This window comes from Methanocorpusculum petauri, assembly GCF_026891975.1.
Taxonomy (GTDB): domain Archaea; phylum Halobacteriota; class Methanomicrobia; order Methanomicrobiales; family Methanocorpusculaceae; genus Methanocorpusculum; species Methanocorpusculum petauri.
Genome location: NZ_JAPTGB010000029.1, coordinates 1 through 16211, shown reverse-complemented (window position 1 = coordinate 16211; position 16211 = coordinate 1). Strand labels below are relative to the sequence as shown.

General features: G+C 55.5%; 14 protein-coding genes. 7 read left to right on the top strand and 7 right to left on the bottom strand.

The genetic code is table 11. The annotated features are described in order from the left end of the window. Together O0S10_RS10045 and O0S10_RS10040 are read right to left on the bottom strand one after the other, a co-directional pair. The coding region (locus O0S10_RS10045; protein WP_268925747.1) for an ABC transporter ATP-binding protein at nucleotides 1-493 on the bottom strand (493 nt) is incomplete at its 3' end. A gap of 3 nt (nucleotides 494-496) precedes the next feature. Further along, a complete protein-coding gene (locus tag O0S10_RS10040; RefSeq protein ID WP_268925746.1) occupies nucleotides 497-1675 on the bottom strand; it encodes a COG1361 family protein in 1179 nt (392 codons plus the stop codon). Nucleotides 1676-1868: 193 nt separating this feature from the next. Between O0S10_RS10040 and O0S10_RS10035 the strand changes: the two genes are divergently transcribed. Together O0S10_RS10035 and O0S10_RS10030 are read left to right on the top strand one after the other, a co-directional pair. After that, a complete protein-coding gene (locus O0S10_RS10035) occupies nucleotides 1869-2864 on the top strand; it encodes an ADP-ribosylglycohydrolase family protein (protein WP_268925745.1) in 996 nt (331 codons plus the stop codon). Beyond that, the gene (locus O0S10_RS10030) at nucleotides 2861-3355 is read left to right on the top strand and encodes a tetratricopeptide repeat protein (protein ID WP_268925744.1); all 495 of its coding nucleotides are present in this window, start codon (nucleotides 2861-2863) and stop codon (nucleotides 3353-3355) included. Before O0S10_RS10035 ends, O0S10_RS10030 begins: the two co-directional genes overlap by 4 nt. Nucleotides 3356-3380: 25 nt before the next feature. On the opposite strand, the gene O0S10_RS10025 is transcribed toward O0S10_RS10030, so the two are convergent. Both O0S10_RS10025 and O0S10_RS10020 read right to left on the bottom strand, forming a co-directional pair. Beyond that, on the bottom strand, nucleotides 3381-5216 hold the full coding sequence (locus tag O0S10_RS10025) for a ribosome biogenesis/translation initiation ATPase RLI (protein ID WP_268925743.1): 1836 nt from the start codon (nucleotides 5214-5216) through the stop codon (nucleotides 3381-3383). Between the two features lie 4 nt (nucleotides 5217-5220). Next, the gene (locus tag O0S10_RS10020; RefSeq protein ID WP_268925742.1) at nucleotides 5221-5877 is read right to left on the bottom strand and encodes an EMC6-like membrane protein; all 657 of its coding nucleotides are present in this window, start codon (nucleotides 5875-5877) and stop codon (nucleotides 5221-5223) included. Nucleotides 5878-5968: 91 nt separating this feature from the next. Here O0S10_RS10020 and rqcH point away from each other — a divergent pair, with 91 nt between their 5' ends. Then, complete coding sequence (gene rqcH / locus O0S10_RS10015; RefSeq protein WP_268925741.1) at nucleotides 5969-7885, top strand: ribosome rescue protein RqcH; 1917 nt, start codon at nucleotides 5969-5971, stop codon at nucleotides 7883-7885. Beyond that, entirely contained in the window at nucleotides 7882-8913 is a 1032-nt protein-coding gene (locus O0S10_RS10010; RefSeq protein ID WP_268925740.1) for an mRNA surveillance protein pelota, read from the top strand. The genes rqcH and O0S10_RS10010 overlap by 4 nt, the downstream gene beginning before the upstream one ends. A 173-nt stretch (nucleotides 8914-9086) precedes the next feature. On the opposite strand, the gene O0S10_RS10005 is transcribed toward O0S10_RS10010, so the two are convergent. After that, entirely contained in the window at nucleotides 9087-10235 is a 1149-nt protein-coding gene (locus tag O0S10_RS10005; RefSeq protein WP_268925739.1) for an energy-coupling factor ABC transporter ATP-binding protein, read from the bottom strand. Next, nucleotides 10232-12034 (bottom strand): energy-coupling factor ABC transporter permease, encoded by a 1803-nt coding sequence (locus O0S10_RS10520; RefSeq protein WP_338148571.1) that lies wholly within the window; start codon nucleotides 12032-12034, stop codon nucleotides 10232-10234. Before O0S10_RS10520 ends, O0S10_RS10005 begins: the two co-directional genes overlap by 4 nt. Nucleotides 12035-12114: 80 nt before the next feature. Here O0S10_RS10520 and O0S10_RS09990 point away from each other — a divergent pair, with 80 nt between their 5' ends. Then, a complete protein-coding gene (locus O0S10_RS09990; RefSeq protein WP_268925738.1) occupies nucleotides 12115-12855 on the top strand; it encodes a SagB/ThcOx family dehydrogenase in 741 nt (246 codons plus the stop codon). Continuing rightward, on the top strand, nucleotides 12852-14174 hold the full coding sequence (locus tag O0S10_RS09985) for a cobyrinic acid a,c-diamide synthase CobB (RefSeq protein WP_268925737.1): 1323 nt from the start codon (nucleotides 12852-12854) through the stop codon (nucleotides 14172-14174). The genes O0S10_RS09990 and O0S10_RS09985 overlap by 4 nt, the downstream gene beginning before the upstream one ends. 9 nt (nucleotides 14175-14183) lie before the next feature. Here the strand turns inward: O0S10_RS09985 and O0S10_RS09980 are convergent, their stop codons facing one another. Next, the gene (locus O0S10_RS09980; RefSeq protein ID WP_268925736.1) at nucleotides 14184-14738 is read right to left on the bottom strand and encodes a flavodoxin family protein; all 555 of its coding nucleotides are present in this window, start codon (nucleotides 14736-14738) and stop codon (nucleotides 14184-14186) included. A 284-nt stretch (nucleotides 14739-15022) separates the two neighbouring features. On the opposite strand from O0S10_RS09980, the gene O0S10_RS09975 reads away from it, so the two are divergent. After that, nucleotides 15023-16195: a 4Fe-4S binding protein gene (locus O0S10_RS09975; protein WP_338148570.1), complete on the top strand. Its 1173-nt coding sequence runs from the start codon at nucleotides 15023-15025 to the stop codon at nucleotides 16193-16195. The last annotated feature ends 16 nt before the right edge of the window (nucleotides 16196-16211 follow it).

The window sequence follows — 16211 nt, the reverse complement described above, 5'->3', positions numbered from 1 at the left end:
GATCGTTTGCAAGGGCGCGTGCGATTGCCACCCGCTGCTGCTGACCGCCGGACAGTTCAAACGGCGTGTGCATCATTTTTGCTTCATCAATTCCCACACTTGCAAGCAGTTCTTTAGGCCGGCCGGTATCATCACGTTTGCCGTACTTGAGAATCATCGGATATTCGACGTTCTCATATGCGGTCAGAAGACCGATTAAGTTGAACTTCTGGAAGATGAACCCGATACGGTCGCGGCGGTGAATCGTCAGTTCGTCGTCGGTCATCTCCCTGACACTCCGGCCGTCGATGTACATTTCCCCTGCTGTCGGGACATCCAGACATCCAATCATGTTCATGAGTGTGGATTTGCCCGAACCTGACGGGCCCATGATGGCCACAAACTCGCCCTGCATCACTGAAAATGTGACACCGTTTAAGGCATGCACGTCGCCTGCAGGCATGTGATAGACCTTATAGACGTCAACCAGTTCAACAACCGGAACCTCGGACATGGTTTACTTCTTCCTTATGTCGTCAAGGAGTCCGCGCCGCCATGCAACCGCTGCACATCCTGCAATCAGAAGAATGATCACTGCGGCAACGATGATGCCGAGGGGTGAACCTTCGTTTGCAGAGGATCCGTTTCCGGAAACAACAGCACCCTGAAGCGTCACCTGAACGGTGGTGTCGTAGGGGTTGCCGTCTGCATCTTTGTAGGTGACCACAAGGTCTACGACATTGGATTCAGGATTGGTGAAGGTCACATCGAACTCGGCAATTCCATCCGGTTCCAGGGATCCTACCACGTAGGTTTCCATCGGTGCGGTCGGTGTTGCTTTGGCGGTTGTGACCATGATGGATTTTGCGTCTTCAAGTCCTGCGTTGTTGACGTCGCCCGTGACCTGATAATAGGTTCCTTTGTTGGCAACCACGATGTTGTTCAGGACCATCTCGGCACGGACTTTACGTTCGCCGAGTTCGACAGGAATCTGAACCGAATTGGTGTGCAGGTTCTGGCCGTTACGGTAGCTTACGTCAAAGGAGATATCGGTTGGTTTATCCACGACGACGGTCAGGTTTGCATCGACATACTGATCGGGATCAAGTTTTCCCACAAAGTAGGTGGTCTGTTTTGAGGAGACACCGTCACCGGTGACAGTGATCTGAATTCCGTTCAGACTGTTGGCACGCGGGTTTCCGACACGGATGGTGACTTTTTCGTTCCGGCTCTGGCCGAATGCGTCCGGCTGATCGATCAGGGCGACCGAGAGCTGGGTGTCGTCAACCTGTACGGCAAAGGTGTACTTGAGGCTGGTCAGTCCTGCGTCGAGGAAGTCAAGGTAGAGCATCGGGTAGAAAGTACCGACTGCGCCGCGGGAAGTAACCGGGAAGGTGAAGGTCATCTCGTCACCGGGACCAAGCATGCCGACACTGTTGTAGGCTTTGTCTTCGGAGGAGTACACTTCGTTTACTCCCATTATCAGCGCGCGACCAATAGAGACGGAGGTTGTTCCGGAGTTTTTAATGACGGCGGTCACGATTGCGGTATCGCCCGGCATGAGAACTTCGGGGTCCATGGTCAGGCTGGTCACCGAGATCTGTCCGGTGACCTCGGCTGCGGCGGGAGCAGCAGCTCCAACACACAGCAGGGTGAGAATAAGTGCTCCAATCAGGAAGGTATGGGGAATCTTCATTATTGGCTTACCTATTTTTGTGCAATTGTATAACCTCTTTCCTCTTCTCGGGGAGATTTTTTGATCCTGTCTGATAAACATTTGATATACATCAGATCAATTTATCGTTTTTCGATAAATAATTATTGTTATTGAGGATGTGCCGACCCCTTCCCCGACAATCCTAATAGTGAGCAGGACAAATAGTTTCAGTATGAATTCCTGTACTTCTCGTGTTACCGGATCGCTGCTTGGCGGGGCGATCGGCGATGCACTCGGCTATCCGGTAAAGTTCACGAGCCTCGATGATATTGAGAGAAAGTACGGAACTGCCGGTCTTCCGGCATGTCTTGTGCCAAATCCGCATACAGGGTTTGCATGTTTTTCGGATGCAACACAGCTGACGTTGTTTACTGCGGAGGGTCTGATTCATGCGGCAAAAACCGGAGCTGATCCGGTGAAGTCGGTGTATCGGTCGTATCTGCGGTGGCTGTACACCCAGGACGGAGGTCTGGCCCAGAGTGCCTCAACGGGACTTCTTGCCCATGCGGAGATGTATGTTACCCGTGCACCTGCGGCGACGACGCTTGCGGCGCTTCACTCAGGTGCAATGGGAAGTGTGGAGATGCGGATCAATACGAGCAGAGCAGCGGATGCGATGATGCGTACGGCGCCGGCGGGATATGTTGCAGGACCCCGGGAAGCGCAGATTCTCGGCGAGAGGATTGCTGCTCTGACGCATGGTCATCCGGACGGATACCGTGCAGCCGGTGCGTTTTCGGCGTTGATCTCTTTGTTGGTTGACGGGACGGCTCTTCCTGATGCCGCAGCGGTAGTATTGGAGGAGACAGGGGGGCTTGCCTGGGGAACAGAGACCGCAACAAAACTTTCCGACGCGATTGTACTTGCGGAGGGGGATGTTCCGGATACGGAAGCGGTTGCTCAGCTTGGTACCGGAAAGACGGCAGAGCGGGCGCTTGCAATCGGGGTGTTCTGTGCGCTCCGGCATGAGGGCAGCTTTCCGGATACGGTTCGTGCGGCAGCAAATCACGGCGGGGATTCGAGTGTGACCGCGTCGGTTGCGGGACAGATTGCGGGAGCTTCCCTCGGACGCGCGGCTGTTCCGGAGGAGTGGATGCGGCTGCTTGAACTTTCGGAGATGATCGATGCGTACGGGATGCGCATCGGGTCTTTGCGGGGGATGCTATGACCACGGCAGATGAGTTTTTTCAGAAAGGGATGCAGGCGTATCTTGCCCGGAATTTTGTGGAGAGCGCCGGGTGGTTTACGAAGGCACTTGCCGAGAATCCGGAAAATGTGAACTACTACTATTACCGCGGGACGTCGTTTCAGGAGCTGGAGCGGTATGCTGAGGCGGTGGCAGATTATACGGCGGCACTTGATCGGTTTTCCGGGTGTGTGCCGATCCGCTACAACCGTGCGGACATCTGCCGGAAACTTGGTCATGCTGACCGTGCGGCAGAGGATCTGACGTATATTATTGTCCATGCCGACCGGGCGAAGGGTGAGGGACACTGGCTGGCGCTGGCGTATCTGAACCGAGGGCTGGCGAGGATTGACTGCGGTGATCTGGAGATGGGGCTTGTCGATTTCGGGAAGGCTGAGGCTCTTGCGAAGGAACTGGGGGATAAGATTCTCCTTGCACAGATTGCCGATGAGCTTGAAAAAAGCGGGCTGTAAGTGTCTATTTTTTTCAAAAAAAAGATTATTCAGAGACAGATTCTGCCGATTCTTCCCCCTCGTCCTCTTCCTTTGCCGTGCTGGAAAGAGCCGCCGTGTCAAGGTTGTAGTAATAGTACTCGCCCGCTGCTTTCTGCTCGCGATCGAGATACGAACCCGGTTTATTGATCCGCGGACGTCCCGTCTTGTCGCGACGGAAGGTGATGCCCAGGAGACCAAGGAATGTATTCATTCCTTCCTTCATCTCAAAGGGTCCGGTGGCAAGACCGTTTGCGCCCGGTACGCCGTCGAAGACCAGTAGCCGCTCACTGATCATATCGATCGTGTACATATCATGATCGATCACCATGATGCCTGCGCCTTTGTCCTCTGCCGCACGCTTGATCACTTTCGTGGTCACGAGCCTCTGTTCCACATCCAGATGGGCACTCGGTTCATCCAGAATATACAGGTCAGCATCCCGCGACAGGCACAGGGCAATGGCGACACGCTGGAGTTCTCCGCCGGACAGGTGATTCACTTCGGACTGTAACAGCGGCATTAAGCCGAGCGGCTCTAAGATTTCGTGCTGGTAGTAGGAGGAATCGAACCGCCGGGTTGCCTGCCGCAGCAGGAACTCCACGGTGTCCGTGGTCGTTGCTGTTACATACTGGGGTTTATAGGAGACCGTCACGGTGTCGAACTTTTTGCCGTCATCCGGCGTTTCAACGCCTGCAAGCAGTTTGGCAAAGGTGGATTTTCCAATACCGTTTGCTCCGACGATACCCAGAACCTCGCCGCGCCGTACTTCTCCGCCTGTAACCTTCAAGGTGAATCCGGGGAAGGTCTTGGTCATCGCGGGAATCTCCATTAAGATTTCGCGTTCCACATCGCTTTCGTGACCGCGGGTCTCAAACACTACCGGATAGTCGCGGATGCGGACGTTTTCTTCTGCGACGAATCCTTCCAGATACTGGTTCACGCCGATGCGGACGCCTTTGGGCCGCGTAATAATACCAAAAGCCGCGGGTTTTCCGTAGGCAATGTGGACGGTTTCTGCAACCATGTCCAGAATGGCAATGTCGTGTTCGACTAAAATCACCGGATGCGACTCTGCCAGTTCGCGGATCAGTTTTGCCGCGATCATTCTCTGGTAAATGTCCAGGAACGGGGTGACCTCGTCAAGGAAGTAGAAGTCAGCTTCTTTGGACAGTGCAACCGTGAGGGCGACGCGCTGGAGTTCTCCTCCGGAAAGCGTGGAGAGGTCTTTGTCGAGAATGGTGTCCAGGGCCAGTTCTCTGATGAGGTGATCCAGCTGTTTTCGTTCGTCGTTTGCTTTGAGCAGGTCCCCTACCTTTCCTTTGAACACTTTGGGGATAAAGTCGATGTACTGCGGTTTGATGGAGGCGCGGATTGTTTTCTTCGCCACCTGCTGCAGGTAGTCCAGCAGTTCAGTACCCGCATAATATTTGAGAATTTCTTCCCAGGGTACTTCGCGCTCAAAGATCCCGAGGTTCGGCTTGACCTGACCGGAAAGGATTTTCACGGCGGTTGATTTTCCGATACCGTTCGGGCCGAGGACACCGGTTACTTTGCCTGCCACCGGTTGGGGAAGGCCGTAGAGGACGAATGCATTCGGTCCGTAGCGATGCACCGGGGTGTCCAGTTCTTCGGGGAGCTGGATGATGTCCAGCGCCTCAAACGGACATTTTTTGATGCAGATACCGCAGCCGACACACAGTTCTTCGGAGATTTCAGCACGGCCGTTTTCGCCGATCTGAATGGTTTCGTCTCCGGTCCGTACCCGCGGGCAGTAGGCTATGCATTCCTGTCCGCATTTCCGGGAGTGACACCGGTCTTTGTGAACGATGGCAATCCTCATGGTATTACTCAGCCAGGAGCGAGGTGCTCAGAATGATTGTCCAGGAAAGATACCACATGGCGAAAGTCATGAATGCCTGGTAGAACCAGTCCTTCTTGCCGAGTTTGGCGGTGTCGATCCTGATGAGGATGAAGATGGTTCGCTGCAGAACAATTGCGACCAGCAGAATCAGGATGCCGATGAAGGGATCTGCCTGGGTGCCGGTTTCAGGGTTCGGGGTTCCTGCAATGAAGTAGGAGGCGATACCGGCAATCATACCAAGAACACAGGCGATAAGTGTTCTGATGACACGTTCGCTGTGCTCAGCCTTTTTGCGGACGACTTTTTCCTCAGGAGTTTCCTTTTTTCTGGGAGGTGCGGTCTGTTTCGGAGCGTCCGCAGCAGGTGCCGGGGTTGCGGCGGTGTCTGCGGGCTGGACTTCTGTTGCGGGGACCAGGTTTTCGTCAACCGGGTCGGGAATTGTGATCATTTCGATTGCTTTTTCGGGGCAGATGCGGACACATTTTGCGCATCCGTTGCAAAGCTCTTCGTTCACGGTTGCTTTTTTATTTCTCCCGATGTAGATCACCGGCTGATCTTTTCGGGATACGGGACAGAACCGGATGCAGCGGTTACAGTCCGCCGTGCTGCATTTTTCTTTTTTGACTCGTGCTACCTGCATATCTGGTATTCTCCGGAGGGGAAGATCTGTCGCCGCAGCGATGCTGCGACATAGATGCTTTATTTTTTTAGTTCTCAGGTCTTATCTATTCTTGGTATTATCAATGGCAACACTTGCGGGAATGAGCGGGACGGATGTGACGGCAATGACGGCGGAGCTGTCTTCTCTTCTGCCGCTCTGGATAGGGAAAATATACCAATACGATAATGCGGCGTTTGGGATCCGTCTGAACGGCGAGGATAAGGCACGCCATCTTTTGTATATTGTGAAGGGTGTCCGTGCGCATCTGGTGAGTTCGCTTCCCGATGCGCCGAAAAATCCGTCGGGTTTTTCGATGTATCTGCGCAAGTTCATCGATGGCGGGAAGGTTCTTGCGATTGAGCAGAAGACGATTGAGCGGGTGCTGATTTTTACGATTGGGAAGGGGCCGAAGGAGTTCCGGCTGATAATTGAGCTGTTTGATGAGGGGAATCTGATTCTTACTAATGGGAATTATGTAATCCAGAATGCGCTCGTCCAGAAGCGGTTCCGCGAGCGGGATATTGTGGGAGGGGCGGTGTATTCCATGGAAGGGCAGGATCCGTCTCTTCTGTCCTATGAGGCGTTTGCAGAGCAGGTTGTGACGGATGAGGCGGATATTGTGCGGGTGCTTGCAACGCGGATGCAGCTTGGGGGTCCGGTGTCTGAGGAGGTGTGTGCTCTTTCGGGGGTGTCGAAGTCGATGCCTGCGAGGTTTGCGACGGAGGCGCAGCTCCGGCCTGTTTATGAAGCTATGGTTTCGTATCTTTTCCGGCTGCGGAGCGAGTCAGATCCGGTGATTGACGGAAAGGGGGCGTTTCCGCTACCGTCAGCTCTGCGGGAGCCGAAGGAGCATTTCCCGACGTTTTCTGCGGCGCTTGAGGCATGGTTCCCGAAGCCGGTTGCCGAGGCGGTTGTGGAGGCGAAGGTGAAGCTGTCGCGGGAGGAACGTATCCGTAAGCAGCAGGAGGAGGCACTGGTGAAGTTTGAAAGGAAGATTTCCGAGGCTATGGAGATTTCGGAGATCATTTATTCACATTACGGTGAGGTGCAGGAGACGATTGATGTGCTGGCACAGGCTTCCGCGAAGATGTCGTGGCAGGATATTGCGCGGGTTCTGAAGGGCGCGGATACTCCTGCGACGAAGCGGATTGTGTCGGTGAATCCTGCGGATGCGTCGGTTGTGCTGGATCTGGGGGAGAAGTACAACGTGACGGTTTTTGTGCATGAGAGTCTTGAGGCGAATGTGGGGCGGTATTATCAGGTGGCGAAGAGGTTCCGTGCGAAGAGGGAGGGGGCGCTTCGGGCGATGGAGCGGGCTGTTGTGCATCCGGTAAAACCGAAGAGTCATGGCCCGGGGAAGATGAAGGCGAAGTGGTATCACCGGTTCCGGTGGATGGAGACGTCGGACGGGGTGCTTGTGATCGGGGGACGGAATGCGGATCAGAATGAGGAGCTGGTGAAGAAGTATATGGAGGGCGGCGATATGTTTCTGCATGCGGATGTGTTTGGTGCGTCGGTGGTTGTGGTGAAGGGGAAGACGGAGCGAATGGATGAGGCGGTGCAGTTCGCGGTGTCGTATTCGCGTTTGTGGGGGTCGGGTGCTGCGGCGGGTGATGTGATTGCTGCTGCACCGTCCCAGGTGAGTAAGACGGCGGAGTCTGGCGAGTTTGTTGCGCATGGTTCGTTTGTGATCCGAGGGGAGCGGACGTTTTTCCGGAATGTGCCGATGGAGGTTGCGATCGGGGTGCAGATGGAGCCGTCTCTTGCGGTTCTGGGGGGGACGCCGTCTGCTGTTGAGCCGCGCTGTCGGGTATCGGTTCGTCTGCGACCGGGGGAGTTTGAGGGGAATGATGTGGCGAAGAAGGTTTTGCGGAGGCTGAAGGAGGAGATTCCTGAGTCGGATCAGAAGATGCTGAAGGCGGTTCTGCATACCGAGGCGGTTGCGGCGTTTGTGCCGCCGGGCGGGTCGGATCTGGTGGAGTCATGAAGGCGACGGTTGCGGAGCCGCTGAAACGCGACGGGTTTGGGGAGTATAAGCTGATTCCGGAGAGTCTGGATGATCTGTGGCATTTGTCGCATCTGATTTCGTGGGGGAATACGGTGTTTGCGGTGACGCTCAGGACGATGGATGGTCCAAGTGATAAGCTGCGGGCAGAGAAGCTGGAGAAACGGCCGGTACGTATCGGGGTGAAGTGTGAGAAGGTGGAGTTTCTGCCGGCTGCTGCGCGTCTGCGGGTGTTCGGGGTGATTGTGTTCGGCCCGGATGCGAGTCAGCATCATACGCTGAATATTGAGCCGGGGTATGAGATTAGTGTGGTGCGGCAGTGGAAGCCGGTGGATCTGGAGCGGCTGGAGCGGGCGGTTGCGGCGTCGGTGCATGGAGTGGTGCATATTGCGGCGGTTGAGGACGGGGAGGCGGAGTTGTACCGTATTCGTCAGTACGGGCCGGAGCGGGTCGTTACGCTGACGATCGGGAGCGGGAAGACGGCGGAGATTGATTCGCGGCAGCGTTTGTTTGAGGAGCTGCTGAGGGCGCTTGAGATGGTGACGGGGCCTGTTGTGGTTGCGGGCCCGGGGTTTGTGAAGGAGGATTTTGTGAAGTTTGCGCGGACGAAATCTCCGGAGGTTGCGGGGCGGATGCTGCTTGCAGATACACGGCGGTCGGGGTGCGGGGCGGTGCAGGAGGCTATTGGGAACGGAGTTCTGGCGCGGGTTGCGGAGGATTTGCAGCTGGCACGGGAGGTGCAGGTGATGGATGAGGTGTTTTTGCGGATCGGGCAGAATGGTGCGGTGGCGTACGGTGCGGGGGAGGTGAGGGATGCGATTGATTATGGTGCGGCGGAGATGGTGGTGGTTGCGGATACGGAGATTCGGGAGAGCCGTACCGCCCGGATGATTGAGGATGCGGAACGGCTGGGTGCGGGGGTTGTGGTGCTTTCAACGGAGTTTGAGCCGGGGATGCGGCTGGTGGGGCTGGGAGGGATTGCGGCGCTGCTGCGGTATAAGGTTCAGTGAGGGGTTTTGTTTTCAGTCTGCCCATCCATTACCACCTGCATTTTCCTGAAAAAATGTCTGTGATATCTTTTTTCTGTGTCAAAAAAAAGGGTTTCCGGGACTAACCCTTCCGGCTCTCTTTTTTTATCCCTGTCCCCGAATCCTCCCGTATCTCAGAATACCGTCCCGCACATTTACACCCGCACCACCTGTACCACAATCCCGCTCTCCTCCGCAAACAACCGTGCCCGCAGCTCCACCCGGTCCAGCATACCCCCGCAGGTCAGAATCAGCGTATCCTCACCCCTCATCGCCGACAACAGACACTTATCCACCACCCCGTATGTATAATCCGGCAGATACCCCGCATCATGACAGAACCGCTTCGCCCGCGTCCCCATCGCACCTGTCCGCCGTTCCGGACATCCGGCACACAACTCATCAAGCCCCTCCCGTGTAAGCCTGTCCGTATCCGCCAGAAACACCGTCCCAACACTCCGTCCCGTCGCAGGCGCACCCTCAATTAACTGTGTCATCTCCGGAATCCCCTTTGGCGGCACGGCCCCCGCAACCAGACCCCGGCGTGACAACTCCAGATACAAATCCAGCAAAACCGGCGGCGTCAGCCGCGCTTCCCGCATCAAATCCCGATCCGTAAACACCGCCGCCGGCGTCCCCTGATGCAAAAGCTCGCCCCCGCCCAGCAGAATCACCTCATCCGCCCACCGGTACGCAAGCTCCACATCATGCGTCGACAACACAATCGTCGTCCCCTCCTCATGCAACTCATCCAGCAGATCCATAATCTCCACCGCCGTCGCCGGATCCAGCGACGCTGTCGGCTCATCCGCCACCAGAATCTCCGGTCGCATCGCCAGAATCCCTGCAATCGCCACACGCTTCCGCTCCCCCCCCGACAAATGATGCGGCGGCCGCCTCTCATACCCCGTCAGCCCCACCGCAAACAGCGCATCCGAAACCCTCGTCCGGATCTCCTCCTCCGAAAGCCGCAGATTCGCCGGACCAAACGCCACATCCGCATACACACTCGGCGCAAACACCTGTGCATCCGAATTCTGAAACACCAGCCCAACCGCAGTCCGCACCCGCCGGAGAGCCGCCCGGTCATACACAATTTCCTCCCCGTCCACACGGACACAACCCCTCTCCGGCACCAGTGTCCCATTACACATCAAAAGAAGCGTCGTCTTCCCGGCACCATTCGGCCCGACAACAGCCACCTTCTTCCCGCGCTCAATCGCAAACGAAATCCCCCTCAGTGACGGCGGGCGGTTCGGATACGAATACCAGATATCATCAAATTCCAAAACATTATCGCTCATAATAATCTCCATTCACAAATCAGCAGACCAACCGCCGCAGAAAGAAACACCACAACCGACACCGCCGCAAGCGGTGTCGCATGACTCTCCTCCTCCGGCAGAACCATACACCCGTCATAACAGCGGGAATCCATCGACAGAAAAATCGCCTCTCCCCGATCCCAGGTCCGGATAAACAACATCGACGCCAGCATCGAGAAAGAACTGATCCAGCTCTGAAACGAATGATAACCTCCCCGCATCACCTGTGCATTATGGATACTGATAGCCTCCCCGATAAACACAAAAATATACCGGTAAATCAGCATCGCCAGATCCACAAACTCCTGCGGAAACCGCAGACGCTGCAAAACATCAAACAACGACGTCATCGGCGTTGTAAGCGCCAGGAAATACAAACTGCACATACCGGCGAACGTCCGGGACAACACCAGAACCGCAAGCGATACCGACTCCGTCGTTACCGCAAGATGCATCGGCCCAATCCTCGCAATATCCAGCAGCACCTCCCCGCCGCCCGTAATCAGCAGAATCACCAGCGCCCCCGTTCCCGCAAACATCACCGGAATCATCAGAAGCGACCCATACAAATGCAGGCTCACCCGCGCCAGAACAAACGCCGCACACATCATCACCCCCGCCACAAACAGCGGCACATACGGCAGCGGCGACATCACCGCAATCACAATCGCCGCCGCGCACAGCACCAGCTTCAGCCATGCCGGAACATACCGCAAAGGACTCGACATCGCCGCATCATCCAGAATATGCTCATCAAAAATCGTATGCTTCTGCTGCACACACCGCCCGTCCCCGCACCTCATCCGGCGAAGCCAGTACAGACACACCACCACAACCGCCGCACCGACCCCCGCCTGCAACGCAAACAGCCGCCCGTGCATATCCTCCGAAAACAACTCCCCCGCCGCAAACCACGGCGTAACCCCCGCCCCCGCAAGCGTTCCCGCAACAATATCATCCGTACCCGGCTGCGTCCCGTACACCGCAAAACAGAACGCAAGCAGCGCAACCACCAGCACCACAACAACACCCGGCACAACCCACCGCGAAAGAGAAAGCACCCCCGCCTCCGCATCACGCACACCGCCGAGCAACCTCGTCTCCTGCTTACTCAGAATACCAAGACTCACAAAAATCTCCGGCTTCAGCGTAATCACCAGCCGCATCAGAAGCACAATCGCAATACCCTCCACAATCGCAAGCGGAACCTGTGTAATCCCAAAAATCCCAATATAAACAACAAACGTTGCAAAAATACCCCCATCCGCCGCAGGATACGCGAGAGCCAGCTGCAGCGACGTCATCACATACGTCGCAAGATCCGCCGCCGTCGCCGCACAAAACAACGTCACCGCAAAACTCCGCACCGAAAACTCAGGCGTCACCAGATGACCAAACCGGAACATCAGACACGCAACAAACGGACCCGCAACACCCATCGCAACAATATTCGCCCCAAGCGTCGTAAGACCACCGTGTGCAAGAAACAGCGCCTGAAACACCAGCACAATCGTACAAAACACCGACGTAATCGCAGGCCCGAACAACACCGACCCGAACCCCGTACCGGTCGGATGCGACGATGACCCTACAGACGGTATTTTAAGTGATGAAAGAATAAACACAAATGCACCGGCAAGACCGAGAAGAGGAAGCGCCTCGGGACGTCTGCGTACCAGTCTGGTGAAATCCGCAATACCCGCAAAAACGCAGATTACTGCAACAATCGTCCAGAACTGCCACCAGGGACCCGGAAGAAAACCCTCCATAATATGCATGGGAATAAACACCAATTTATTTGCCGTAGCAAAATATAATTATAATAATTTCCGACCACTACAATTTAAGGTAACCGATCATGAAGGAAGACGCAGGCTATAATTTTCTGAACGTGACAAAGTATCCGACGGATCAGCGACCCGATGCAACACTCGGCATACCGGCTCCGGAGTTCGTAACATCCCCCCAAAATAGCGCGGAGATCATCTCTCTCCCGCATCCCGCCGACACTCTCCTCCCGCCGCTGGACCTCCGCGACGCAATTGCATCCCGGCGAACCATCCGCTCCTTCACTCACGACCCGATCCCGCTCGCCACCCTCTCCTATCTCCTGTGGGCATGTTCCGGCATAACCGGTAACAACCCCATGTACCGGGCCGCCCCCTCAGCGGGCGCCCTGCATCCGATAGACACCTACCTTGCAGTCCAGCAGATTGAAGGACTCGCAACCGGTGTATGGCGATACCACCCCGGCCAGCACGCACTCGAACTCACCGCCGCAGGAACCGCGTCCGTCGCCGCCCTGGGCCGTGCCTGCATGATGCAACCCGCCGTCCTGCGTGCCCCGGCCATCTTCCTCTGGGTAGCAACACCCTACCGCACCGTCTGGAAATACGGCCTTCGCGGCTACCGTGACATCTTCCTTGACGCCGGCCACATCTGCCAGAACTGTTACCTTGCAGCTGAACAGTGCGGACTCGGCCTCTGTGCTATCGGTGCCTTCTATGACAACGAAGCCGCCGCCGCACTGAATCTTTCCGCGGATCAGCATCTCCTTTACGCAGCAGCCTGCGGTGTTCCCCGGGAGGACTCCGCATGAACATTCCGCGCATCGTCATTGCCGGAACACACAGCGGCTGCGGAAAAACCACCACCGCCTCGGGCATCATGACAGCACTCGTCGCCCGTGGACTGACAGTCCAGCCGTTCAAAGTCGGCCCTGACTTCATCGATCCCTCCCACCACACCATCGTCTGTGGCAGGGAATCACGGAATCTGGATCCGTTCATGATGGGAGACGACGGTGTCCGCGACTGCTTTGTCCGCGCCTGCAAAGGCGCAGACATCGCCGTCATCGAAGGTGTCATGGGGCTTTATGACGGCGTTGACGGATCGGACTGCTCCAGCACCGCACACGTCGCCCGGCTGCTGGACGCACCGATCATCCTTGTTGCCGACATTAAAGGCATGTCGCGCAGTGTTGCCGCCCTCATCAAAGGCTACACCGAATATGACCCGCGTCTCCGGTTTGCAGGCATCATCATGACAAAAGGCGGCTCTGACCGGCACAAAGTCATGACAACAGGCGAACTCACGACCCCTCTGCTTGGCTGGATGCCGAGATCCGACGCCCTTGCCGTTGAAAGCCGCCATCTCGGCCTCCTCATGGGCGAAGAAGACTCCCGTATGCAGCTGATCGGAACATTTATCGAAGAACACTGCGACCTTGACGCCATCCTTACTGCCGCAGGAACCGCCTCCCCCGTTCCCGATGCAGCCCGTCTCTCCCACAGCAGAGACCCGCATACAACAATTGCCGTTGCCATGGACGCTGCCTTCTGCTTCTATTACCGCGACAACTTCGACTATCTGCGCGCTGCCGGAGCAGAACTGATCTTCTTTTCCCCGATCGCCGACCCTCTCCCGCAGGCGGACGCTTACTACTTCGGCGGCGGTTACCCCGAAATACATGCCAAAGCCCTTGCAGCATCACCATGCAAACCCGGCCTTCTCCGCGCAGCAGAAACCGATCTTCCCATCTTTGGCGAATGCGGCGGACTCATGTGGCTGTCCCGCAGCATCACCACCGCAGACGGTATTACCCATCCGATGACCGGACTCCTGGACGCAGATGCCGTGATGGAAAAACGCTTTGTCGCACTCAACTACGTGATCGGAACAACAACCGCGGACTCACCCGTCTTTCCCTCCGAAATGCACTTCCGCGGTCACGAGTTCCATTACTCACGAACGATCCCGGATTCTGACATCCGGTATCTTTACTCGCTTCAACGCGGCACAGGTATCGCGAACGGTCAGGACGGCATCTGTGCCGGCTCCGTCCTCGGCGGCTACACACACATCTACTTCGGCAAAACAGCCGCTGACGCATTCTGCAAACAACTTACACGACAGTAAAAAAGAAAATTATGCGGCGAGCTTCCTTCCAAGCTCCTTTGCCGCCGCAATTGCCTCCGGTTTCAGATCATCTGCTGAGTGCAGATCACCCACAATCAGCGGCGTCTCAATTGCAGCCCCGCAGTACCGGAACCCTGCCGTCAGAATGTTTGCACAACTCTCATACGTCTTCAGATCCGGCACACCCTGGGTAATAACCGCCACAGCCTTCTTACCCGTCGTCATCTTGGACCCGTCCGGACCGAGAAACGCGTACATCCGGTCAACGAAGCATTTAATCTGCCCGGTATTCTCCCCGAAATAGATGGGGGAACCAACAATGACCGCATCCGCCGCATTGATCTTCTCATACAGCGGAGTCATATCATCTCTCTGTACACAAAATTTCGCCTGATCCTTTTTACAGACAAGACATCCCTTGCAGCCGTGAATATCCATCTTCGCAGCATCGATGAACTCAACCTCAGCTCCCGCTGCCTTTGCCGCATCAAGTGCCGTCTCAATAAGTTTCTTCGTGCTGCTTTTCGGCGCAGCAGATCCACAAACACCCAGAATTTTCGTCATATACCATTATTTTCTCCCAGACAGTAATTAGTTTGTGCATTCTGCCAACCCTCTTAGCACATGTAAACTTAATATATTTTATTTCTTAAATTAGTTACTGCAATTTATTTATATCTATCTGGACGAATAATAACCGACGATAACCTGTCATAAAAACCGGAATCAGTGGTGTACTGAACGGCTTTGATGAATGGTATGGCCCAAACCTCCATACCCCGGTGTCGGACGGGCAGCGGCCGGACCGCATTTGCCCGACATCATTTTGCGAATCGAGGGATTCATACATGGCAATGAGTACAATGTATCCAAAATACTCCAAAAAAACCGAAGGAGATACTGTAATTATGGAACAGAAACTCCTCAAAAAAGTCTCTCATCTTCGGTTGAACACCACGAAATGCAGCGGCTGTGGTGTCTGTTCCGAGGTGTGCCCAAAAGAGGCGATCATTCTCGGACTCGTCGGAGCTGTTCTTCGCGGTGCCGTCAAAGGAGGATCACCCATCTCCGTTAACCCGGCGGAATGCTCTTACTGTGGCGTCTGTACCATCATGTGCCCGTTTGGTGCACTTGAATTGGAAGTTGACGGTGAACCAAGCCTTCCCATCCGGGAGCAGAACGGTTTCCCCCAGTATAGCATAACCGCCGAAATTGACAACAGCAAATGCATCTGCTGTACCACCTGCAGCGATGTCTGCCCGCAGAACGCCATCATCCGCGACGTTCCAATCTATGAAGGGGATTCTCCCGACGGTGAAAAACGCCAGAATGCGCTTGATACCGAGATATCCTTTGAGGTTGATACCGACAAATGTACCGTCTGCGGCATCTGTGCAACACTCTGTCCGGCACTGCATATCGAACGCATTCCGTTCAGTGCCTGTGATCCGATATCAGCAGGTGAAGTTGTCTGGGACAACATCCTTTGTAACGCCTGCCGCGTCTGCTCCGATGCCTGCCCCCATAACGCAATTACCGTCAGGCGGCTTCCCGCACCCGGCGGAAACAAACTACCCGGAAACGTTACCATAAATCAGGACCTCTGCATCACCTGTACCTGGTGTGAACAGGTCTGTCCGACCGAGGCTGTCACGATTAAAAAGTTTTTTGAAGGAGAAATCATCTTCAACGCCGACAAATGCCCCGGCGGTTGTTCCACCTGCGTTGACATCTGCCCGTGCAGTGCCATCTACCTGCCGACTCCCATTCCTGCAATGTTTCTGAAGCGCGACAGCATTGAACCAAATATTGCGGTCAACAAAGATCTCTGTATTCTTTGTGGTGCCTGCGTCAACTCCTGCCCTTCTGAGGACGCAATCATCATCAAACGTTCCGGCATCCACATCAAAGGTCCGGAAACCGATCTGTATAAAAGCGTTGCTGACCGGCTTTTTGTTCCCCGTACTTCCCGTCTGAAAGAGGACACCTTTGGTCAGGTTGAATTAAAACCCCTGGAGTAAAAAGAATGGCAAGTGC